Below are 22897 nucleotides of genomic sequence, written 5' to 3' on the forward strand. Positions count from 1 at the left end.
TCACTCGAAGGCCGCCGCCGCCTCCCTCAGGGCCTGGGCGACCGTCTCCGGGTCGTACGGGGCGGGGTCGCCGGGGACGTAGGTCACCGAGCGCAGGCCACCGGTGTAGCGGAAGGACCGGTGGCGTTCGTGGACGGGCCACGACACCGGGGACTTCCGGTCGATTCCCACGCTGATGCCCTGGAACGGGGCCATGCCGATCAGCTGGTGGACGGGGCCGAGCCGGCCCGCTTCCCGTCCGTCGACGGTGAGCCGGAACTCCCACTTGAGGTCCGCGACGGCCGCCGCCTCCAGCGTGATCAGCCGGGTGCCCGCCGGGACCGGCCCCGCGTCCGTCTCGAACAGCTCGCCGTACTGGTTGTAGGCGAAGCGCAGCCGGCCGTCCTCGATGTAGAGGCTGTAGCCGCCGCCCTGGTCACCGTGCGAGACCAGCACGCCCTGGTCGCCCTCGGCGTGGTGGTCGAGGGCGGTTTCGACGGTGAAGGAGCGGAAGGAGATCAGCCGGGACGAGCGGTAGCGCTCCAGTTCGGGGGTGCCCGGGAGGAGGGTGACCGGGCGGCGGAGGCGTTCGGCCTCCGGGCCGCGCAGGGCGAGGGACCCGCTGCCGTCGGCGAGCGGGAAGACGCCGTTGCGCCAGGCGGCGGCCTCCCAGGCGGCGGACAACTCCTTGACCAGATCCGGGTGTTCGGCGGCCACGTCGTGGATCTCGGTCGGGTCGGTGCGGAGGTCGTACAGTGCCCACTCGCTGTCGTCGTACGCCGCCCCCGGCTGGTGCAGGGTGACGAGCTTCCAGCCGTCGCGGTAGTGGCTGCGGTTGCCGGTCATCTCGCAGTACTGCTCGACGCGGGTGCTCGCCGCCTCGGCGGAGCTCAGGACAGGGGCGAAGCTGACGCCGTCCAGGGACTGGACGGGAGCGCCCCGGCGCGAGGACGGCCGTTCCACGCCCGCGAGTTCGAGGAGGGTCGGCAGGATGTCCGTGACGTACTGGTACTGGGCCCGGACACCGTCGTCGCCCTCGGCACGCGGGAGGCCGGCGGGCCAGGAGAGGACGAACGGCACGCGCACGCCGCCCGCGTAGGTCTGGCCCTTGTAGAGGCGGAACGGGGTGTTGGAGGCCATGCCCCAGCCGCGCGGGTAGTGGACGAGGCTCTGCGGGCCGCCGATCAGGCCGATCTCGCGCTCGACGTCCGGGTTCCAGTCCTCGGGAAGGCGCGGGTGGTGGACGAAGCGGCTGAAGTAGCTGCGGGTGCCCTCCGCGCCGCCCTCGCCGGTGCCTCCGTTGTCGGAGGTGAACAGGATGATGGTGTTGTCGAGCTCGCCGAGGGCCGCGAGGGTGTCGGTGAGGCGGCCGAGGTTCTGGTCGACGTTGTCGACCATCGCCGCGTACACCTCCATGTATCGGGCGTACAACTTCTGCTGGACCGGGGTGAGTTCGTCCCAGGGGCCGACCTCGTACCCGGCCTCGGAGTTGCGGTCGGGCAGCTCGGTGCCGGGCGGGAAGTGGCCCGCGGCGAGCTGACGGGCGAAGCGGGAGGTGCGCAGTTCGTCCCAGCCTCCGTCGTAGCGGCCCCGGTGGCGGGCGAGGTCCTCGGGCTTGGCCTGGAGCGGACCGTGGACGGCGTTGTGGGCGAGGTAGAGGAAGAAGGGCTTGTCGGCGTCGTGCGCGCGCAGGGACTTGACCATGGCGATGGCCTGGTCGGTGAGGTCGTCGGTGTAGTAGTAGCCGTCGGGGAACTCGTCGATGTCCAGCGGGCTGTTGTCGCGGACGAGCTGGTGCGGGTGGAAGAGGCTGGTCAGGCCCTCCAGGACGCCGTAGTACTGGTCGAAGCCCTTCTGGATCGGCCAGTTGGCGCGGTCGTCGGCGGCGCTGGAGGCGGAGTCGCGGGTGAGGTGCCACTTGCCGACGGCGTAGGTGGCGTAGCCGGTGTCGTGGAGGAGTTCGGCGAGGGTGGGGATGTCTGCGGCGACCTCCATGCCGTAGCCGGGGAAGCCGGGGTCGGCGTTGGCGACGAAGGAGTAGCCGACGCGGTGCGGGTTGAGGCCGGTGAGCAGGGCCGCGCGGGCGGGCGAGCAGAGCGGCATGGTGTGGTAGTTGGCGAGCCGGACGCCGGTGGCGGCGAGCCGGTCGAGCGTGGGGGTGGGGATCTCGGCGCCGAACGGGCCGATGTCGCTGTACCCCATGTCGTCGATGAGCACGACGACGATGTTGGGTGCACCCTCGCGCGGGCGGACCCTGCCGGGCCAGGCGGGCGTGGACTCGGCGAAGGTGCGGCCGACGGTGCCCGGGAAACCGGCGTACGGGTCGCGGCGGTGCGGGTCGTCGGGGGTGCCGGTGGCGTTGGCGTCGGCGTCGGCGCTGGTCATGCGGTGCTCCGTGTCGTGGGTCGCGGGGTGGTTCGCAGGGTGGCCCCGGTCGTGTCGAGGCGCGGGACGGCGGCCAGGAGTTCGGCGGTGTACGGGTGTTCGGGCGCGGTGACGACCCGGTCGGCGGGGCCGGTCTCGACGATCCGGCCGCGGTGCATCACGGCGATCCGGTGGCTGACCCGGCGGACGACGGCGAGGTCGTGGGCGATGAAGAGGACGGCCAGGCCCAGCTCGCGCTGGAGCCGGGCGAGCAGGTCGATGACCTGGGCCTGGATCGACACGTCGAGGGCGGAGACGGGTTCGTCGCAGACCAGCACGCTCGGTTCGGGCGCCAGCGCGCGGGCGATGCCGATCCGCTGGCGCTGGCCGCCGGAGAAGGAGCGCGGGTACCGGGAGGCCGTCGCCGGGTCGAGGCCGACCTGGCGCAGCAGTTCGCCGACCCGGGCGGCGCGCTGCGCGCGGTCGCCGAGGCCGTGGTTGAGCAGGGGCTCGGCGATGATCTGGCCCACGGTCATCCGGGGGTTGAGCGAGGAATAGGGGTCCTGGAAGACCATCTGAATCTCCCGGCGCGGTGTGCGCCCGAGTTCCCCGCCGCGGAAGCGGATGCTGCCCGCGGAGGGAGCGTGCACCTGGACGAGGGCCTTGGCGAGTGTGGACTTGCCGGAGCCGGATTCGCCGACCAGGCCGAGGGTTTCGCCGGGATGCAGGACGAGGTCCACGCCGTCGAGGGCGGTGACGGGGCGGCGGCGCGGGCCGTAGGTCTTGCGCAGACCGGTGACGGTGAGCAGGGGCTCGGGGCCGGGGGTGCTGTTGGCGGCGGCGCCCGACGGGGTCTCCAGCCGGGGTACGGCGGCCAGCAGGGCCTGGGTGTACGGGTGTTGCGGCGCCTCGAGGACGTCGGCGGTGTCACCCCGCTCGACGATCCGGCCCTCGCGCATGACGAGGAGACGGCGGCAGGTGTGGGCGATGACGCCGAGGTCGTGGCTGATGACGACGAGGGCGGTGCCGTTCTCCCGGTTGATCCGGGTGAGCAGGCGCAGGATCTGCCGCTGGACGGTCGGGTCGAGCGCGGTGGTGGGTTCGTCGGCGACGAGCACCTCCGCGTCGTGGGCGAGCGCGAGGGCGATCATGATGCGCTGGCGCTGCCCGCCGGAGAACTGGTGCGGATGGTCGCGCAGTCGGCCGGCCGCGTCCGGGATGCCGACGAGGTCGAGCAACTCGACTGCGCGATCCCGGCGTTCGGAGCGCGTGAGGGAGCCGTGAGCGCGCAGCGCCTCGTCCAGCTGCTTGCCGATCGTGAGGACCGGGTTCAGCGAGGACATCGGGTCCTGGAAGATCATCGCGATCCGCCGTCCGCGCAGGGCCCGCAGGCCGTCCTCGGGCAGGGCCGCGAGGTCCTGACCGGTCAGGTCGACCGAGCCGCTGGTGATCCGGCCGCCGGCCGGGAGCATGCGGAGCAGGGTGAGGGCGGTGGTGGACTTGCCGGAGCCGGACTCGCCGACGATACCGAGGGTGTCGCCGGGAGCGAGGTCGAAGGCGGCGCCGTCGACGGCGGCTTCCGCTGCTCCGTCGAACTCCACGGTGAGGTCGCGGACGTGCAGGGCGGCGGTCATCGGCGTATCCCCCGGTTCAGGGCCTCGGCGACCAGGGTGAAGCCGAGCACCAGGGCGGTGGTGGCGGCCAGCGGGGCGGCGGCGAAGGCGGGGTCGGTGTCGAGGTAGGCGACGGACTGGCTGAGGATGCTGCCGAGGGTGGGCTCCGGCGGTCGGACACCCAGGCCGAGGAAGCTCAGCGCGCCCTCGATGAAGACGCCGACGGAGAGCGCCACGGCGGTCTGGACGATCAGCGGGTCCACGGCGTTGGGGACGACGTGCCGCAGCAGGACCCTGCTCCGGGTCGCGCCGCCGACCCGCGCCGCCACCGCGTACTCGCGTTCCTGCTGGACCAGGATGCCTGCCCGCAACTGCCGTCCGAAGTACGGGACTTCGGCGATCGCGATGACGAGTGCGACGGTCCAGCGGCCGGGCCCCAGAACGGCGGTGACGGCGAGCCCGAGGATCAGGCCGGGGAAGGAGAGCAGCAGGTCGAAGAGCCGCTGGACGGCGAGGTCGGCCCACCGGGAACTGACGGCCAGCAGGGCGGACGCGCAGCCGAGGAGGGCGCCGGCCGGGACGGCGAGCAGGATGATCGAGAGGTCGGTGGCGATGCCGTGGAGCACCCGGGCGAACAGGTCTCGCCCCAGGTCGTCCGTCCCGAAGGGGTGCTCGGCGCCGGGCCGGGCGAGGGCGAGGGGCCCCTGGGCGTTCGGGTCGGCGTCGCTGAGCAGTGGTGCGAGCAGCCCGGCGAGGGCGACGAGGCCGACCAGGGCGAGCCCCGTGAGGCCGCGCCAGGTCGACAGGCCGGCCAGGTAGGGGTTTCGGTGGCGGGTGTGGGAGCGGGCGGGGGCAGTGGTGGTGGTCATGAGGTCACTCCCACCGGACTCGGGGGTCGAGCCAGGCGTACGCGAGGTCGGTGAGCAGCTGGACGGCGACGTAGCCGGCGACGACGAGCAGCAGCAGGTCCTGCACGACGGGGTAGTCCCGCCGCAGCACGCCCTGCTCGATGAGCTGGCCGAGGCCGGGCCAGGCGAAGATCCGCTCCACCAGGACCGCCCCGGCGATGAGTTGGCCGATCTGGAGGCCGAGCACGGTGAGGGCGGGCGGCAGGGCGTTGGGCAGGGCGTGCTGCCACAGGATGCGCCGGCGGGAGACGCCGAGGGCGGTCGCGGTGCGCACGTAGTCCTCGCCGAGGGCCCGTTCGATGCCGTTCTTCAGGTAGCGGGCGAGGACGGCGGCGCTGGGCAGGGCCAGGCAGAGGGCGGGCATCAGCAGGTACTGGACGGCCAGGTCGGGGGCGTCGAGCAGGGATTCGTGCCCGCCGGCCGGGAGCAGGCCGAGCGTGACGGCGAAGAGGAGGACGAGGAGGACGCCGGTGACGAACGGCGGCACGGCGAGGACGGCCGTGGTGACGGCCTGGACGGTCGCCGTGACCGCGCGGCGCGTGCTGGTGGCGCCGAGGATGGCCAGCGGCACGGCGATCAGGACGACCAGCAGCAGGGCACCGAGCGTGAGTTGGACGGTGGCGGCGATTCCGTTGCCGATCAGGTCGGAGACCTGGCCGCCGATCGCGTAGCTCGGTCCGAGGTCGCCGGTCAGCAGGTGGCCGAGCCACTGGACGTACTGGGTGAACAGCGGCTGGTCGAGCCCGAGTCGGGCGCGGATGGCGTCGACGGTGGCCTGGGTGGCGTCCGGGCCGGCCAGGGTGGTGGCCGGATCGCCGGGGATCAGCCGCAGGATCAGGAAAACCAGGAAGGAGGCGAGGAGGAGGACGAGCAGCCCGCTGGGGAGCCGTTTGAGGAGGAAGGTGCGCACGGTCGGGCTCCGTCAGGCGGTGAGGTAGGCGTCGTCGAGGTTGAGGTAGCCGAACTTGTTGAGGTCCGCGCCGCGGACCTTGCTGCCGGCGACCTCGATCAGGCCGGCGATGGCCAGGTCGATCACGAAGGACTCGTCCAGCAGGATCTCGGTGATCTGCTGGTGGAGGGTCTTGGCCTCGGCGCCGTCGCTGTCGGGGCGGTTCCAGGCCTTCTGCACGACGTCGGTGTAGGCGGGCGAGCTGAAGTGGGAGCTGTTCTTGGCCTCGTTGAACGGGTAGGCGCTCACCGCCAGTGTGGAGGGCTGGAGTTGGGCGAAGCCGTGGCTGAGCGTCCACAGGGCGGGCATGGACTGGGAGATGAGCTGCTTCTGCATCGTCGGCGAGTCGGTGGGCTGCAGGACGGTCTGGATCCCGACCTGCTGGAGGTCGTACTGCAGGATCTGCGCGACGGCGGTGGAGCCGGGATCGGAGGAGTGGGCGAACGGGAGGGTGATCGGGCCGACCCCGGCCTCCTTGAGCAGGGCGCGGGCCCGGTCGGGGTCGTGGCGGTAGCGGGCGGCGTCGGCCTCGCGGTAGGCGGGGGAGGACTTCGGCCAGGGGGTGGAGGAGACGGTGCCGTAGCCGCCGAGCGCCTGCTGGAGGAAGCGGTCGCGGTCGATCGCCCAGGCGATGGCCTGGCGGACGCGCTTGTCCCCGACGTGCTCGGCGGTGAGGTTCACGCCGATGTAGTAGGCGCCTGCGCCGGTGTCGTACTGCTTGATCCGGAACAGCGGGTCGTTCCTGAGGGTGGCGACGTCCTTGCCGCGGATGTTGTAGGAGAGGTGGGTCTGGCCGGTGCGCAGGGAGGACAGGAGGGACTCGGCCTGCGGAACGATCCGGATCTCCACGCCGTCGAGGTGGGGGCGGTCCGGGAGCCAGTGGTCCGGGTTGCGCGCGAAGGTGATCGAGGAGCCCGGCCGGCGCTCGGTGAAGGTGAACGGGCCGGTGCCGATCAGCCTGGTCCCGGCGACGGCGTCCTCGACGGTGGCCGAGTCCGGGATGATCATGAACTCGAAGAGGTCGAACAGATTGCTGACGGGGTGGGCCAGGACCAGGGTGAGTTCGAAGTCGCCGTTCTTGCGGAAGTCGGTGACGGCTGCGGCCGTGGCGCGCAACTGGGCGGAGCGGGCCGGGTTCTGGAGGTTCTTGACGGCGAACACGACGTCGTCGGCGGTGAACCGGCGCCCGCCGTGGAACCGTACGTCCTCGCGCAGCTTGAGCGTGACGCTCCTGCCGTCCGGGGCGACCTGCCAGGAGGTGGCGAGTTCGGGCTGCGGGCGGAGCTGGTCGTCGTACCTGGTCAGGGTGTTGAAGACGAGACGCTGGACGAGGGTGTTGGCGCTCTGGGCGAAGAGCAGGCCGGGGGTGAAGTCGATTCCGGTGCCGACGGTGAGGACACCGCCCCTGCGTGGTCCGGCCGCCCCGCCGGTGGCGGAGGAGGCGGCCGTGTCGGTGGCCGACCGGCAGGCCGCCAGCGCCAGCAGGCCGGTTCCGGCGAGGCCGCCGCGCAGCAGGGCGCGGCGGGTCACGCCGTGGGCGGGTGGTGTGGTGAACGCGGTCATCGGGCGGGTCCTTCGATCGGGGCGGTGTGGTCGGAGACCGGGGGCGGTGGTCAGGTGGTGAGGGTGCGGAAGGGGCGGGCGTAGAGCTCACCGAGGAACGCCGCGCCGGCCGCGACGGCGAGGACGTCGGCGCCGTGCCGCTGACCGATCAGCAGGTCGGCGTCCCGGTGCAGGTGCGAGCGGAGGGCGAACTCGGCGCGGACGACGTCGAGGTAGACCGGGTCGATGAGGGCGAAGGTCTCGGTGAGGACGAGCAGGTCCGGATTGACGACGTCGGCCAGCAGGGCGAGCGCCCGCCCGATCACCCGGGCGCGCTCGCGGACCAGCCGGTCCGCCCGCCGGTCGCCCTCCCGGACGGCGGCGATCAGCCCGGCCCGGTCCGGCCCGGCGGTGATCCCCTCCCGGGCGGCCGCCGCGAACAGCGTCGTGTCCGAGGCGGCCACCGCGAGACACCCGTGCCGGCCGCAGCGACAGGGTTCCTCGCTGTCCGGCACGGGCAGGTGGCCGACGTCGCCGGTCGCGGACGGCGGTCCCAGGTGGACCGTGCCCGCGACCGCCAGCGCCGCGTCCACCACGTGGCCGACGAACAGGTGCACCACGCTCCGGCGGGCCGCCGGGTGGCCGAACAGGATCTCGGCGAGGGTGAGCGCCCGGGCGTGGTTGTCGACCTGCACGGGGAGCCCGGTGGCCGCCCGGAGCAGGTCCCGAAGCGGCACGTCACGCCATTCCAGAGGATCGTGACGGATCGTCACCCCGCGTACGGGGTCGACCGTGCCACCCGTCACGGCGCCCACCCCGACGACCGTCCGCCCGCCGCGCCGGGCGGCGATCAGCCGGGGAAGGCGCGCCAGCAGCGGCCTCAGCACGGCGGCTCCGGTGCGGCCCCGGTGGGAGATCTCCTGCCGGTGCAGCACCCGGCCGCGCAGGTCGAGCAGGGCGAAGGTGGTGCCCGGCAGGCCGATGTGCAGTCCGGCCACCGCGAGGCGGTCGGTGTCCACGTCCACCGGGAGCTGCGGGCGGCCCAGCGTGCCGGTGCCCGCCAACTCCGGGTGCTCGCGCAGGAGTCCGGATCCCATGAGGTCCACCACCTGCCGGGACACCGCGGAGGCGCTGAGCCCGGTGAGCGCGGCGACCCGGCTGCGGGCGACCGGCCCGTGGTCGAGCACCGTGCGCAGGACGGTGGCGGCGTTGGCGTCCCGGCGGTCGTCCCCGGTGCGGGGGCGGACTCCGGTGGTGGTCGTCATGGTCGTCGGTCCTGTCGGCGCGGATCGGGTGGTGCGGTTCGAGTCGTACGGATCAGGCGGCGCGGATCAGGCGGCTTCGAGCTCCTCGGCGGGGACCAGCCCGGCCACCCGGGGCGGGTCGGCGGGCGCGAGCAGACGGCTGGGGGTGCCGTCCACCCCCACCGGAAGGTCGCCGTCCAGGGTGATCCGGCGGACCAGACGCGGGTCGTCGCCGTAGTCGGCGACGGCGTAGTGCTGGGTGGCGCGGTTGTCCCAGACGGCGACGTCGCCGACCTGCCAGTCCCAGCGGACGGTGTTCTCCAGCCGCTCGACGTACCGCTGGAAGATGCCGATGAGGGCCCTGCTGTCGGCGCCGGAGACGCCCTGGACGCTCTGGGCGAAAGCGCCGAGGAGGAGCGTGCGCTCACCCGTCACCGGGTGCACGCGGACCACCGGGTGCTCGGTCTTGAACGCGGTGGAGACGAACACCTCGCGGAACAGCTTCGCCACCTCGGCGTTGTCGGCCAGCTCGGGCCGCAGCGCCAGGTTCGCGGCGTAGTCGTAGTCGTTGGTGTGGACGGCGCGCAGGCCGTCGGCCAGGGCCTTCAGCGGCGCGGGCAGGTCCTGGTAGGCCGCCGCCGTGTTGGCCCAGACCGTGCTGCCGCCTGCCGTCGGGAGTTCGAGGGCGCGCAGGATCGACGCCTTCGGGTAGGACGGGACGAACGTGACGTCGGTGTGCCAGTTGTTGGCGCGCACGCCCTTCGTCGCGTCCAGCTCGAAGATGTAGCGGCCGTCCGCGCTGGGGACGGTCGGGTGCCCGACCGGCTGGCCCAGCAGGCGGGCGAAGGCCTCGTGCGCGGCGTCGTCGAGGTGCTGCTGGCCGCGGAAGAAGAGCACCTTGTGCTCGTAGAGGGCGGCCTCCAGGGCGGCGACGGTCTCGGCGGGCAGGTCGCCCCCGAGGCGCAGGTCGTGGACGACGGCGCCGATCCGGCCGGCGGCGGGGGTGAGGCGGAGTTCGGTCAGGGCGGTGGTCATGACGGTTCCCTTCGACTGGGCGTGCTTGCGTGATGGCGGTGTGGCGGTGTGGCGGTGCGACGGAGCACGGCAGGGCCCGGCGGCGCGGCGGAGTTCCGGCCGCGGGGACGCGTGAGAGGGAGGGCCCCGGCGGGCGGTCAGTGCGCGAGCGCGCGGCGACAACACCGGCAGCGAGCGGGAACGGAGCACGGAACACGGCGATCGGCGGTGTGCACGGCCCCTCCTTCCGTCTCGCTACGAGTGGGCTCGGCGCTCATCGTGCTGACGCCGCGGCCGGATGTCAATCGTCAACATGCCTGCTGAGAACGGGTGTTGCAGCCCCTTGGCCGTACGTTGCGGCAGGTGTCGAAGGTGTGGCGGGCGTGCTTCGACCGGGAGTTCGGCCTAGTCCCGGGCCCGGGTCGGAGACTAAATTGCGGAGCGGAAGTAAACGCCTCGGGCCCGGAACGCGCGAGCAGGCGGTGATCTTCGCGCGACACCGCGAGGATCACCGCCTGCTCGGGCGTACCGGGGGCTACGAGCGGCGCATCGGCCGGGGCTCGCCGTACCGCTCCTCGAACTCCGCGTCGCTGAGCGCGGCGAGCTCGTCCGTGGTGACCGTGCCCGTCAGCAGGTCGGTGAAGAACGGGGGCAGGGGGGCGGTGCGCAGGGCGTCGGTCAGTGCGCCGGGCACGATGTGGACCTCGGTCTCGATCCGGCCGTCGGGGTGCAGCAGGTACGTGCGGTAGCCGGGCCCCTCGAAGGCGCGGTTCGGAGGGTCGATGCTCATGAACGTGGACGGGGCGACGTAGACCGGACGGCCCTCGAACTCGCCGGAGAGGTCGCCGTGCAGGTGGCCCGCTCCGATCGCCCGGATCGCGGGGAAGTCGCGCACCAGCCGGGCGAGTTCGCTGTCGCCCTGGGCCGCCGGGGTGATCTCGGGCAGCGGCGGCTGGTGGAGCCACAGGAAGACGTGGTCCGCACGGGTGGCCGTCAGGATGGCCCGGGCGCGCTTCTCCTCGACCGGGGTGAGGCCCGGATGGGAGGCCGCGTGCACCCGGTCCTCACGGTCGACGTAGGTGCCGTCGGCCTCGGCCCGGAGCCCGTGGGCGTTGGTGTCGAGGAGGAGCATGAGCCAGTTCCCCACCTGCACGGCGGGCTCCAGGTGCACGTTGGGGCGGGGCAGGCACGCCTGCATCGGGTCCTGACGGTCGTGGTTGCCCGCCAGGCAGTAGACGGGCACCGGCAGCGCGCCCAGTGCCTCGCCGAGCCGCGCGTACGAGTCGGGTTCGCCGAGGTCCGCCAGATCGCCGGTGGCGATCACCGCGGCGGAGGTCCCGATCGCCTGTTCGGCGTGGACGAGCACCGCCGCCAGACCGTCCTGGGGCTCGTGGGCGACGAACGTCCGGGCGCCGGCCCCGTCGCGGAAGTGCAGGTCGGAGATCTGGACGATGCCGATGGCCTCGGGGGCGGTGGTGTCCACGCGGTGGTTCATGGGGGCCCTCACAGTGCTGCGGGATCAGGCCACGGGGTCGTGGCCGGTGCAGCCGACACTAAGAAAGTGGCACAACTGCCACATCGATGGCCGGGTGGACCTCCACTGAACACTCCGTGACGAATCCGCCGGACCCCCGCCCCGAACGCGCGGGGCGGGGCCGGACGCCGCCGCTACACCCGGTAGCGGTCGGCGAGTTCGCCGTACCCGCCCGCCGACCAGACGGCCATGCGGAACGTCTGCAGGTCGAGGGCGCCCGCGCCCTGGCCGGCGGCGGGGGAGAAGTGCACGCTCCCGCAGCGGTCGCAGTACCAGGCCTGCCGCCAGAGCCGCTCGGCCTGCGGCTGCCCGGCGCGCAGGAGGCGGCTGCGGGAGCGGTAGAGCAGGACGGCCGTGGTCACCAGCGCGATCGCGACGCCGAGAACCAGGAACGAGAGGGGCAGCGGGTCGAAGCCGTCCTGCCGCTCGGCGACGTGGGTGACGTGGGGCGCGGGGGCGTCGGGCAGGTGGTCGGGGAAAGGCCACGACGGGCCCTTGGTGGCCCACGCCGGCGGCGACATGTCCAGCTTCGCCGAGTCGGCGTTCTTGCGCTGGTTGAGCCCCACGACGAACATGACGACCGCCGCGACCAGAGCCGCGAATCCCAGCAGCGAGAACACCGGGACGAGGGCGCTCGCCTTCGGCGGTGCGGGCGCCAGTGCCTTGCCGAGTGCCGAGACCTCCTCGCGGGTCTCCGTGTGCCCCGACCGGCCCCGCTCGCCCCGCGCCCGGACGGTGACGGTCCGCCGCTCGGCGAGGTGCACCGCCGGCACGCCGCGGACGTGGTCGGTGAGCCCGCAGGACGGGCAGGGTGTCAGCGCGGTGCCCGGCGGCGCGGGTACGGCGTCGTTGATCGTCATGAAAGGTCCCCCCGGTGGCACAGCCGTTCGGCTGTTCGTACCCGGGTGGACGCAGCCGGCGGGCGCCCGGTTGCACACGAACGCCAGGAGATCGTCGGGCAGTTGACGGCCCCTCTCCTCGGCCGAATCAGCCCAGGTCGGAGCCCGGGCGCCAGCCCAGCGCAGGCCCGAGCCGGGTGGCCAGGTCGGTGAGGATCTGCACGTAGTCCTCGCGCCCGAAGGTGAACGGCAGCGCGAACGCGACCTCGTCCACCTCCCGGAAGCCCGCGTGCGCGTGCAGCCGCTCCACCAGCTGCTCGGTGGTGCCGACGAGGTCCGGCGCGAACAGCAGCCGGGCGGGCCCCTGCGGGGCGAGCGTGCGCGGGGTGCGCGAGAGCGCGTACGCCTCGTAGCGGGCGCGCTGCTCGGCCGTGGCGGAGTCGGTGGGGATGACCACCAGCCCCTGTGAGACCCGGGCCCGCTCGCCCAGCGGGTGGCGGCTGCGGAAGGCGTGGATCTGCTCGGCCTGGATCTCGGCGAAGTCGGCCGCCCGCCCGGCCTGTTCGGCCTTGACGACGCTGCTGGTGAGCAGGTTGATCCCCTGCTCGCCCGCCCAGCGCGCCGAGCGCAGGCTGCCCGCGCCGTACCAGAGCCGCTCGGCGAGCCCGGGGGAGTGCGGCTGGACGCGCCGCGAGTAGTCCTCGATGCCCTCGGTTCCCTCGAACGCGGAGGCGTCCTCGCCGCGCACCAGCGCGAGGAAGCGCTCGGCGCGGGCCGGCGAGAAGTCCTCGTGCTCGCCGGTGTCGGGGTAGAGGGCGCCGCGCACCTGCTCCCAGTGGACGGGCGGGCCGACGCTGAACCCGGGGTTGAGCCGCCCGCCGGAGAGCAGGTCCACGGTGGCGAGGTCCTCGGCCAGCCGCAGAGGGTTCTCCCAGCCGAGCGGGGTGACGGCGGTGCCGAGCCGGATGCGGCTGGTGCGCTGGGTGGCGGCGGCCAGCACGGCGACGGGCGAGGAGATCCCGTACTGGAGGTGGCGGTGGCGCAGCCAGGCGCTGTCGAAGCCGAGGTCCTCCCCGAGCGCGATGAGGTCGAGGGTCTCCTCGTGGCCCCGGCGCGGGTCGGCCTCGTCGAAGAGCCCGATGGTGAGGAAGCCGAGCTGGCGCAGCGGGCGGGGGGTCGACGGCATGGTGGCGGCTCCGCGTGGTGTGGGGCGGGCCCGGTGGCGTCCGGGCCGGGGGTGCCCGTCGAACGTACGCAGACGCGCGGCGCCGCCACAAGATCGGCACGCGATCCGGACACGGGCGCGCAACACGGCGCAATCCCGGTTCACGCCGTTTCACGCCGGGGCCCGCCCGGGGCCCTGGGACGGGGGCCTGCGGGCGGGCCGGCGCTCACGCGGGCGGTCTCAGCAGCTGCGCAGCTCAGGGCTCTGGTTGCGGATCTGGTTGTGCAGCGAGGTGAACTCCAGGTACGCCTCGCTGCCCTCGGAGCCCGGCCGGAAGGCGCCGACGCGGTGGCAGTTGACGAAGGCGAGCTTCACCCCGAAGTGGTCCTCCAGGCTGCCCCGGATCGCGTTGCTGGCCAGGGCGCGCAGCAGCTGGGCGCGCTCCTCGTCGCTGGGCGTGGTGTTGTCGGTGGCGAACTCGCCCTCGGCGGCCGCGAGTTCGGTGCTGAGCCCGGCGACGACCTGGTAGGCGTACGGGAGCGAGCCGCGGACGGTGTCGATGAAGTCGGCCTGGGCGACCCGCCCTTCCTGGGCCTGGGCGAGGAGGGCGGGGGAGACGTCGAGCGACATGGAGGTCCTCTTTCAGACGGGCGTGCGGGTGAAGGCCCTGGTTATCGAAGATGAAAACCATTGCAAGAAGGACTCTGCCGGGCGCTCTGACGCCCTGTCAAGCGCCACCGCCGGGGGGTGTCGCCGCAGGCCGGCGCACCTTGACGACGAACGCGGCGATCAGCACGGCGAGGGCCGCGAACACCAGCCCCATCTGGAAGGCGCTCGCGATGCCGTGGACCAGCACCTCCGTGGAGTACGGCGCCGGGAGCCGCCCGCTCGCCCGGAAGGCGGCCGCCTGCTGCGGGGTCGCCTGCCGCAGGAACGCGCCGACCTGCTGCCGGGCCTCGTTGCGGCTCGCCGTCCCGTACACGGTGACGAGGATCGACAGCCCGAGCGACCCGCCGACCTGTTGCGTGGTGTTGAGCATGCCGGTGGCGGCGCCCGCCTCGTGCGGGGCCACGTGGGAGACGGCGGTCAGCATCGCCGGGACGAAGATCGAGCCCATGCCGAAGCCGAACATCAGCGTCGGCCCGAGGATCCCGCCCGCGTAGCTCGTGTGGGCGTCGATCCGCGTCGACCACAGCACCCCGCCGAACACCAGCAGCGAGCCCGCCATCAGGAAGGGCTTGGCCCCGAAGCGGATCTGGTTGCGCGCCGCGAACTGCGCGGCCGCGATGATCGCCACGCTGATCGGCAGGAAGGCGAAGCCCGCGCGCAGCGGGCTGAACCCCAGGACGTCCTGCACGAACAGGGTCACGAAGAAGAAGATGCTGAACATCGCCGCCGCCACGCAGAGCATCAGCCCGTACGCGCCGGAGCGGTTGCGGTCGCGGAAGAGGTGCAGCGGGGTGATCGGCTGCGGCGCCCGCCGCTCGTTCAGCAGGAAGGCCGCGAGCAGGACGACGGCCAGGCCGAAGGAGAGCAGGGTGACGGGGTCCGTCCAGCCGTGGTCGGAGGCGCGGATGAACCCGTACACCAGCGAGACCATGCCCGCCGTCGCGGTGAAGGCGCCGGTGAGGTCGAAGCGCCCGGGGTGGCGTTCGGACTCGTTGATGTAGAGCGGCGCGAGCAGGGCGATGGCCAGGCCGATCGGCACGTTGACGAAGAGCACCCACCGCCAGGACAGCCAGGAGGTGAGCATCCCGCCGAGCAGCAGCCCCACCGCGCCGCCCGCGCCGGCGACGGCGGAGTAGACGCCGAAGGCCCGGTTGCGCGGCGGGCCCTCCTCGAAGTTGGTGGCGATCAGCGCCAGCGCCGTCGGCGAGGCGATCGCGCCGCCGAGGCCCTGGAGCGAGCGGGCCGCGAGCAGCCAGGCGGAGGACTGGGCCGCGCCGCCGAGCAGCGAGGCCGTGCTGAAGACGAGGACGCCGACGATGAAGACCCGCCGCCGGCCGAGGATGTCGCCGGCCCGGCCGCCGAGCAGCAGCAGCCCGCCGAAGGTGAGGGTGTAGGCGTTGATGACCCAGGACAGGTCGGTGGTGTTGAACTTCAGCGCCTGCTGGATGTGCGGCAGGGCGATGTTCACGATCGTGATGTCGAGGACGACCATCAGCTGGGTGGCCGCGATGACGGTGAGGGCTATCCCTGGGTGCTGGCCGCGGCGCGCGGTCGCGGGTGCGGCGGTGGCCAGGGCGCGCGAGGTGGCCATGGCTGGTCCCCCAGTGGCTCGGGTGCGAACGACGGGGAGGGCGAGCGGACTCGTCCGACACCACCGACGGTAGCCCCGGGGCATAGGGAACACAACCGTTCATTACGGGCAAGGGTGCGCATTCGGGCATTCCTCGGGATGGGTTACGGAGAGTGATTCGTGCGTGCCGATCGTGGGAATGGAGGGCGGACGTAACGGGTGAAACTGCGCCAAAAGGGTGAAAGATCATCTGACGCGCTGGAGTCGCACGGGCGTCTGATGCCCGATCGGATGAACTCCGGGGTATGAGACTTCGATTCCGGACCGGGAGGATCGCCTCGGTCATGGCCCTGGTGGCGGGTTCGCTGCTGAGCAGCAGCGTGCTGGCGCCACCGGCACAAGCCGCGATCTCCTTCACCAAGACCGTGGACAAGGCGACCGCTTCTCCGGGGGAGAACGTCACCTACACCCTGCGTTACACCTGCTCGATCACCGAGTGCACCAACGGCCAGATCCTCGACACCCTCCCGTCGAACATGCAGTTCGTCGGCTGGACGCCCGACCCCTCCACCGTGGACGAGGCCGCCTCGACCACGCCGGCCGCCGGGGCGATGGGCGGCGCGATGGACATCAAGCTCAAGAGCCTCAGCCCGGGCACCACCGCCACCATCACGGTGACGATGAAGTACCCGAACTTCTCCACCTCCAACGGCGCGACCTCGACCAACTCGGCGACCATGTCGGCCACCAACGAGCCCACGCAGTCGTCCAGCGCCGACACCAAGGCCGCCGTGCAGCCGCAGTACACGGTGACCAAGGGCATCCAGACCTCCAGCAGCGACGGACGCACCGTCACCTACCAGTTCAGCACCTGTGCCACCGACAACGTGCCCAACGTCGACCTGGACACCAGCCGCCTCCTGGACACCCTCCCGGCCGGCGCCGTCGTCGACACCGGCCGCTCACCCGGCTGGTCCCAGGTGGCCCCCGGGCCCAACACCTGGGGCTACGACATCGGGGCCTTCACCTCCGGCAACGGGCGCGGTGGCTGCCGCAACCCCGGCGTGCTGGTCGTCAACTACCCCGAGGCCTCCTTCCCGGACGGGACGACCTCCGACAACAACGTCGACCTCCTCGGCGCCCCGCTGACCGAGACCGAGCGCAAGCTCGACAGCGCCTCCACCACCACCGGTCAGTTCCGTCCGCCGGCGAGCGGCGTGGTGGTCACCGCCAGCAAGGTGTGGCGCGAGACCACCACCAACGGCGACCTCAACTCCTTCAGCCTGTCGGCCACCAACACCTCCGGGCCGGCCACCAGCCTGACGATCACCGACCCGGGGGCCGGGAGCACGGACGGCGTCTACAACTGGATCTACCCGCAGTCGATCCAGCTGGAGCCGTGGAACCCGACCAGCATCCAGCTCACCCTGCAGTACCGCCTCAACGGCGACCCCACCTGGCAGACCTTCACCCCCTCCAGCCCGTTCAACGGCTCCGGCGCGCGCCGCATCACCTTCGTGCAGGGCGCGAGCGACCCGGCGAACGACGACCTCGGCATCCCCGCCGGGCGCTGGCTCGACGGGCTCAGGTTCACCTGGAACGGGCCCATCCCCACCGGCTGGAGCCCCGGCAACGCCGTCCAGGTGGTCACCCAGGTCGCCACCCCCGGCCACGACGGGCGCCAGGCCCCGGCCCCGCTGACGAACTGCGTGGACACCACCGCGAGCGACGGCACCAACAGCGCCTCCGCCAACGCCTGCGCCTCCACCACCATCACCCAGGCCACCAACCTCGGCGCCGCCAAGACCACCGTCGCCGGTGAACTCTCCGCCCCCGGCGGCAAGGCCACCTTCCAGGTCATCCCGTACAACCGCAGCGCCCGCGACCTCGACCGCCCGCTCGTCCTCTACGACGTGCTCCCGGCCGGCGTCGTCTACATCGACGGCTCCGCCCGCCCGGACCCGAACTACCCGGACGCCAAGGCCCCGAGCTCCATCACCGTCACCCCCGGCCCGGACGGGCGCCAGATCCTCCGGATGGAATGGCCCGCCGGCGCGCCGGACATGACGTACCTGCACGACCAGCTGGCCTACCGGATGCTCTTCGACGTCCAGGTCGCCAGCAGCATCCGCACCGGTGAGCTGACCAACGACATCTACGTCACCGTCGACAAGCCCAACGCCCCGGTGTCCTGCATGTTCTCCGGCTCCGACAGCGGCAGCACCCCGGACGTGCTCGACCTCAACGGCAACGGCGACACCACCGAGCTGATGTGCCACGCCTCCTCCAAGATCCGCGTGGACGCGCCCGCCGTGCTGCGCTCGTACAAGGAGGTCAAGGGCGACCTCGACGCCGACTACGTCACCATCGGCACCGCCACCCCCGGCGGCCAGACCTCCTGGCGGATGACCGTCCGCAACGACTCGCCGGACCCGGTCACCGACTTCATCGCCTACGACAAGCTGCCCACCCCGGGCGACAACTACGTCCTCACCCAGGGCGCGGCGCGCGGCAGCGCCTGGACGCCCTCGCTCAGCCAGCCGATCACCAGCAGCGACCCGACCGTGCTGATCGAGTACACCACCGACCCCAACCCCTGCGTCGAGACGGTGGTCGTCGACCGCACGGGCTGCAACAGCGGCGCCGTCTGGGCCGCCGCCTTCCCCGGCCCGGGCATGGCGACCTGGTTCCGCATCCACCGGCCCGGCACCATCGCCTCCGGCGCGTCCTTCACCCTCACCTGGCCGATGGTCGCCTCGTACGACGCCCCCGAGGGCGAGTACGCGTGGAACAGCTTCGCCTACACCGCCACCGACAACGAGGGCCGGCAGCTGCTGCCGGCCGAGCCGGCCAAGGTCGGCGTGGCGGTCAAGCGGACGGCGCCGTCGAACAACGCGCTCGGCGACTTCGTCTGGTGGGACAAGGACGAGTCCGGCGTCCAGAAGCCCGGTGACACCGGCATCTCCGGCGTCACCGTCAAGCTGCTGGACGGCAACGGGCAGCCCGTGCGCGACAAGGACGGCAAGCCCGTCACCACGGTGACGGACGCCACCGGGCACTACCTGTTCGACAACCTGCCGGACGGGACGTACCAGGTGCAGTTCGACCTGTCGACGCTGCCCAAGGGCGCGACCGTCACCAAGCAGCACGCGGGAACCGACCCGACGAAGGACTCGGACGCGGACCCGACCACCGGGATCACGCAGAGCGTCACCCTGAGCGGGGGGCAGCGGTACCTGGACCTCGACATGGGCGTGATCCTGCCGAACACCTCGCCGTCCCCGTCCCCGTCCCCGTCTCCCTCGCCGAGCCCGTCCCCGTCGCCCTCTCCGTCGCCGAGCCCCAGCCCGAGCTCCTCCCCGAGCCCGAGCCCCAGCTCCTCGCCGTCGCCGAGCCCGAGCAGCTCCCCGTCGCCCTCCACCTCGCCGTCGTCCTCCCCCTCCGGGTCGACCTCGCCGAGCGGCACGGTCAGCCCGCCGACCAGCCCGAGCACGACGCCGGGCGTCCCGTCCGGCTCGACCAGCCCGTCCCTGCCCAGCACCGGCAGCAGCACCAACGGCCCGCTGCTCCTGGCCTTCGGTGCCCTGGCGGTCTTCGGTGGTCTGATCATCTGCGTGATGGCCTACCGCCGACCGGGACGCCACAGCTGATGACCAGCTGAACAACAGAACAGCGAGAGAACGACCGGTGGCGCCGCTCCCCGAGCGGCGCCACCGGTCGTTCCCCGGCGCCGGCCACGCTCCGGACCACGGCCGGGGCCGCTACGCCGTGACCTTGCCGACGAACTCGGCGAGGTTGCCGAGCAGGCGCTCGATCCGCTCCTCCTCGGTCAGCGACTCGTGGATGCGGGTGCCGTACTCCTTCTTGCCCCGGATGTAGAGCGAGCAGGCGAGGTCGGCGCACATGTAGGCGCCCACCGAGTTGCCCTGCTTGCCCGCCTGGCCGGCGCGCGGGGCGACCAGCAGGGCGACGTTCCCGGTCTGGGGGGTCACGCAGAGGGAGCAGATGCTGCGGCGGGCCTGCCAGGAGGCGGCGGAGGTGGAGCGCAGGACGACGGCGACGAGCCTGCCGCCGAGCTCGCCGGCCAGGTAGGCGCGATCAGGGGCCTGGGGGTCTCGCCAGCCGAGGAAGTCCAAGTCCTCCCAGGGGAGTTCGGTCAGGTTGCGGGGGGTGTTCAGGCGGGAGGCCTCGCCCTTGCTGCAGTTCACGAAGGCGGCGCGGATCTCTTTGTCGGTCAACGGCTTCATGGGACGGAAAGGTAAATTACCTAGAGGTCTTAGGCAAATGTATATTTGCCCTAGGCGATCGAGGGTGATCGACGGCGATCGACGAGCGACAAAGGACGGCATGGCACGCGCAGGACTGAACACGGAACGCGTCACCCGCGCCGGGGCGGACCTGGCCGACGAGGTCGGCTTCGACAAGGTCACCGTCTCGGGCCTCGCCCGCCGCCTGGGCGTCAAGGACGCGAGCCTGTACTCCCACGTCAAGAACTCGCAGGACCTCAAGGTCCGGATCGCCCTGCTCTCCCTGGAGGAGCTCGCCGACCGCGTCGCCGCCGACATCGCCGGCCGAGCCGGGCGCGATGCCCTGGCCGCCTTCGCCGGCGCCTACCGCGACTACGCCCGCGAGCACCCCGGCCGCTACGCCGCCGCACAGTTCCCGTTCGAGCCCGAGGTCGCGTGGTCCAGCGCCCTCGTGCGGCACGGGCAGATGACCAGGGCCCTCCTGCGCGGCTACGACCTCGGCGAACCCGCCGAGACCGACGCCGTCCGCCTGCTCGGCGGCACCTTCCACGGGTACGTCGCGCTGGAGCGCTGCGGCGGCTTCGCCCACACCCCGCGCAGCACCGACGAGTCCTGGGAGCGCATCCTCGACGCCCTCGACTCCCTGCTGCGCTCCTGGCCGTCACCCGGCTGACGCGCGCCCGGCTGACGCGCACCCGGGGAGCGTCAGCGGGCGGCCGCCGCGATCGCCGTGCGGACGGTGAGCAGGCAGGGATCGCAGTAGCGGTCGGGGGTCTCCGGGGCGGGGGCGTCCAGGCTCGGCATCACCCGCTGGGACGGCTCCAGGAACCGCCCGCACAGGGAGGAGGACGCGTCGTCCTTGGCCACCACGTGCCACACCACGGCCGGCGGGGACACCGCCGGGTCGTGCTCGGCCCACATCTCGTACACGGCTCGACCTCCGGATCACTGGGGCGGGGCCACTCCATGCAAACCCGCCCCGCTCCGGGCGGCCACCGGACCGGACCCGGTGGGATGGCGGCCGGGAGCGAACGTGACTGGGAGGGTACGAGTTCGTTCACTAACATCGACAGTGCCCGGGGGAGCGGGCCGGGGGAGAGGGCGACGAGGCAGGACCCGAGGAAGGTACGGAGCATGACCGCAGAGACCGGCACCGTGCGCGCGGCGGCGCCGACGACCCCGCTGCGGCGGCGCGGCGAGGCGCTGGAGAACGCCATCCACGAGGCGGTCCTCCAGCAGCTCACCACCGACGGCTACGCCCGGATGACCATGGAGGGCGTCGCCTCCGCCGCGCAGACCGGCAAGGCGGCCCTGTACCGCCGCTGGTCGAGCAAGGAGGAGCTGGTGCGCGACGCGCTGCGCGCCAGCGTCCCGCCCGCCGGGCCGACCCCGGACACCGGTGCGCTGCGCGGCGACCTCCTGGAGGTGGTGACCAGGCTGCGCGCCGCGATGTTCAGCGAGGTGGGCACCGCCGTGCGCGTGCTGATGGGCGAGCTGGACCAGCGGCGGGCGCACGCCTTCCTGGAGATCGTGCTGGAGCGGGTCGTGGAGCCGACCACCGCGATGATCGGCGAGGTGCTGGAGCGCGGCGTCGCGCGCGGCGAGGTGCGGCCGGGCGCGGTGACGCCGCTGGTCACCGACCTGGTGCCGGCGCTGATGCTGTACCGGATCAAGATGTGCGGCGGGGACGCGGAGCGCGTCGACCCGCAGGCCATCGTGGACGAGGTGCTACTGCCCGTCGTCCGGCCCAACCCGTCGGCGGGGCAGGGGAGTTGACGAAGGGGCCCGGTTCCGTGGAACCGGGCCCCTTCGCGCTGCCGGCGGTGATCAGGCGCCGCTGTGGCGCAGCATGTCCTCGCGCTCGACGACCTTGACGCGCTCGCGGTCCTCGGCCGCGCCCAGCGCCTTCTCGTGGGCGTCGAGCTGCTTCCAGCCGTCCCAGGTGGTGAAGCGCACGCCCTGGGCGCGCAGGTGCTCCTCGACGGCGGCCGGGTCCGCGTCGACGGCGCCGGGCAGGCGGCCCTGCGCGTGGTCGTCGAGCAGGCAGGCGACCGTCTCGTTGGCGTCGCCCTTGGTGTGGCCGATCAGGCCGACCGGGCCGCGCTTGATCCAGCCGGTGACGTACGTCGCGGCGCGGTGCGAGCCGTCGCCGTCCAGGACGCGGCCGGCCTCGTGCGGGACGGTGCCGGAGACGGCGTCGAAGGGGAGCTTCGGCAGCTCGTCCGAGTAGTAGCCGACCGCGCGGTAGACGGACTGGACGTCCCAGTCGGTGAAGCGGCCGGTGCCGCGCACGTTGCCGGTGCCGTCCAGCTCGGTGCGCTCCGTGCGCAGGCCGACGACCTTGCCGTCCTCGCCGAGCACCTCGGTCGGGGACTCGAAGAAGTGCAGGTAGACGCGGTGCGGGCGGTCGCCGACGTCGCGTATAGCCCAGTTCTCGATGGTCGAGGCGACGAGGTCGACGTGCTTGACCGAGCGGCGCTCGGCGATCGAGCCGTCGTCGTACTCGATGTCCTCGGGGTTGACGATGACCTCGATGTTCGGCGAGTGGTCCAGCTCGCGCAGCTCCATCGGGCTGAACTTGGCCTGCGCGGGGCCGCGGCGGCCGAAGACGTGGACCTCGACGGCGCGGTTGGCCTTGAGGCCCTCGTGGACGTTCGGCGGGATCTCGGTGGGGAGCAGCTCGTCGGCGGTCTTGGCGAGCACGCGGGCCACGTCCAGGGCGACGTTGCCGACGCCGAGGACGGCGACCTTCTCGGCCTCCAGCGGCCAGGTGCGCGGCACGTCCGGGTGGCCGTCGTACCAGGAGACGAAGTCGGCGGCGCCGTAGGAGCCGTCCAGCTCGATGCCGGGTATGCGCAGGGAGCGGTCGGCCATCGCGCCGGTGGAGAATACCACGGCGTCGTAGAAGCGGTGGAGGTCGTCCAGGGCGAGGTCGGTCGGGTAGTCGACGTTGCCGAAGAGGCGGACCTGGGGCTTCTCGAGCACCTGGTGCAGGGCGGTCACGATGCCCTTGATCCGGGGGTGGTCGGGCGCCACGCCGTAGCGGATCAGGCCGAAGGGGGCGGGCATCCGCTCGAAGAGGTCGATCGAGACCCCGGGGTTCTGGGCGGCGTCGGACTTCAGCAGGGCGTCGGCGGCGTAGATGCCGGCGGGGCCGGCTCCGACGATCGCGACCCTGATCGGGCGGTGCATGGTGAACCTGTCCTCCGGGCTGGCGCAACGGGTAATGGACTATACCTGCGCAGCAAACCCGGAGGACG

18 protein-coding genes are annotated in these 22897 nt (G+C 72.5%); 3 read left to right on the top strand and 15 right to left on the bottom strand.

The genetic code is table 11. The features are described 5' to 3' along the window. From ACIRRS_RS09655 to ACIRRS_RS09710, 12 genes are all read right to left on the bottom strand, one after another. The gene (locus ACIRRS_RS09655; protein ID WP_402967219.1) at window positions 1-2364 is read right to left on the bottom strand and encodes an arylsulfatase; all 2364 of its coding nucleotides are present in this window, start codon (window positions 2362-2364) and stop codon (window positions 1-3) included. After that, window positions 2361-3977: an ABC transporter ATP-binding protein gene (locus ACIRRS_RS09660; RefSeq protein WP_402967221.1), complete on the bottom strand. Its 1617-nt coding sequence runs from the start codon at window positions 3975-3977 to the stop codon at window positions 2361-2363. The genes ACIRRS_RS09655 and ACIRRS_RS09660 overlap by 4 nt, the downstream gene beginning before the upstream one ends. After that, window positions 3974-4825 carry an ABC transporter permease gene (locus ACIRRS_RS09665; protein ID WP_402967223.1) on the bottom strand — a complete coding sequence of 284 codons (852 nt, stop codon included), beginning with the start codon at window positions 4823-4825 and terminating at the stop codon, window positions 3974-3976. The genes ACIRRS_RS09660 and ACIRRS_RS09665 overlap by 4 nt, the downstream gene beginning before the upstream one ends. 4 nt (window positions 4826-4829) lie before the next feature. Beyond that, on the bottom strand, window positions 4830-5774 hold the full coding sequence (locus ACIRRS_RS09670; protein WP_402967226.1) for an ABC transporter permease: 945 nt from the start codon (window positions 5772-5774) through the stop codon (window positions 4830-4832). Between the two features lie 12 nt (window positions 5775-5786). After that, window positions 5787-7376, bottom strand: coding sequence for an ABC transporter substrate-binding protein (locus tag ACIRRS_RS09675; protein ID WP_402967229.1), 1590 nt, complete (start codon window positions 7374-7376; stop codon window positions 5787-5789). A gap of 50 nt (window positions 7377-7426) precedes the next feature. Continuing rightward, window positions 7427-8620 carry an ROK family protein gene (locus ACIRRS_RS09680; RefSeq protein WP_402967232.1) on the bottom strand — a complete coding sequence of 398 codons (1194 nt, stop codon included), beginning with the start codon at window positions 8618-8620 and terminating at the stop codon, window positions 7427-7429. A 66-nt stretch (window positions 8621-8686) separates the two neighbouring features. Next, window positions 8687-9634: a TauD/TfdA dioxygenase family protein gene (locus ACIRRS_RS09685; protein WP_402967235.1), complete on the bottom strand. Its 948-nt coding sequence runs from the start codon at window positions 9632-9634 to the stop codon at window positions 8687-8689. 514 nt (window positions 9635-10148) lie between these two features. After that, complete coding sequence (locus tag ACIRRS_RS09690; protein WP_402967238.1) at window positions 10149-11108, bottom strand: metallophosphoesterase; 960 nt, start codon at window positions 11106-11108, stop codon at window positions 10149-10151. Window positions 11109-11281: 173 nt separating this feature from the next. Next, a complete protein-coding gene (locus ACIRRS_RS09695) occupies window positions 11282-12007 on the bottom strand; it encodes a hypothetical protein (RefSeq protein WP_402967241.1) in 726 nt (241 codons plus the stop codon). 127 nt (window positions 12008-12134) lie between these two features. Then, window positions 12135-13172 carry an LLM class flavin-dependent oxidoreductase gene (locus ACIRRS_RS09700; RefSeq protein ID WP_402967244.1) on the bottom strand — a complete coding sequence of 346 codons (1038 nt, stop codon included), beginning with the start codon at window positions 13170-13172 and terminating at the stop codon, window positions 12135-12137. A 219-nt stretch (window positions 13173-13391) separates the two neighbouring features. After that, window positions 13392-13781: an SCO5389 family protein gene (locus tag ACIRRS_RS09705; RefSeq protein WP_402967247.1), complete on the bottom strand. Its 390-nt coding sequence runs from the start codon at window positions 13779-13781 to the stop codon at window positions 13392-13394. 97 nt (window positions 13782-13878) lie between these two features. Continuing rightward, window positions 13879-15411 (bottom strand): MFS transporter, encoded by a 1533-nt coding sequence (locus ACIRRS_RS09710; RefSeq protein WP_402967250.1) that lies wholly within the window; start codon window positions 15409-15411, stop codon window positions 13879-13881. Window positions 15412-15695: 284 nt separating this feature from the next. Here ACIRRS_RS09710 and ACIRRS_RS09715 point away from each other — a divergent pair, with 284 nt between their 5' ends. Further along, window positions 15696-19040 (top strand): SdrD B-like domain-containing protein, encoded by a 3345-nt coding sequence (locus tag ACIRRS_RS09715; protein ID WP_402967253.1) that lies wholly within the window; start codon window positions 15696-15698, stop codon window positions 19038-19040. Window positions 19041-19151: 111 nt separating this feature from the next. Here ACIRRS_RS09715 and ACIRRS_RS09720 read toward each other — a convergent pair whose 3' ends face one another. After that, window positions 19152-19637: an FBP domain-containing protein gene (locus tag ACIRRS_RS09720; protein WP_402967256.1), complete on the bottom strand. Its 486-nt coding sequence runs from the start codon at window positions 19635-19637 to the stop codon at window positions 19152-19154. Window positions 19638-19737: 100 nt separating this feature from the next. Here ACIRRS_RS09720 and ACIRRS_RS09725 point away from each other — a divergent pair, with 100 nt between their 5' ends. Beyond that, the gene (locus ACIRRS_RS09725) at window positions 19738-20310 is read left to right on the top strand and encodes a TetR/AcrR family transcriptional regulator (protein WP_402967259.1); all 573 of its coding nucleotides are present in this window, start codon (window positions 19738-19740) and stop codon (window positions 20308-20310) included. A 32-nt stretch (window positions 20311-20342) separates the two neighbouring features. On the opposite strand, the gene ACIRRS_RS09730 is transcribed toward ACIRRS_RS09725, so the two are convergent. Further along, window positions 20343-20567, bottom strand: coding sequence for a hypothetical protein (locus ACIRRS_RS09730; protein WP_402967262.1), 225 nt, complete (start codon window positions 20565-20567; stop codon window positions 20343-20345). A gap of 204 nt (window positions 20568-20771) precedes the next feature. On the opposite strand from ACIRRS_RS09730, the gene ACIRRS_RS09735 reads away from it, so the two are divergent. After that, on the top strand, window positions 20772-21413 hold the full coding sequence (locus ACIRRS_RS09735) for a TetR/AcrR family transcriptional regulator (protein WP_402967265.1): 642 nt from the start codon (window positions 20772-20774) through the stop codon (window positions 21411-21413). Between the two features lie 51 nt (window positions 21414-21464). Here ACIRRS_RS09735 and ACIRRS_RS09740 read toward each other — a convergent pair whose 3' ends face one another. Next, window positions 21465-22829: an FAD-dependent oxidoreductase gene (locus ACIRRS_RS09740; RefSeq protein ID WP_402967268.1), complete on the bottom strand. Its 1365-nt coding sequence runs from the start codon at window positions 22827-22829 to the stop codon at window positions 21465-21467. Window positions 22830-22897 lie beyond the last annotated feature (68 nt).

The sequence above is a fragment of the Kitasatospora sp. NPDC101183 genome (assembly GCF_044767945.1).
In the GTDB taxonomy this organism is placed as follows: Bacteria; Actinomycetota; Actinomycetes; order Streptomycetales; family Streptomycetaceae; genus Kitasatospora.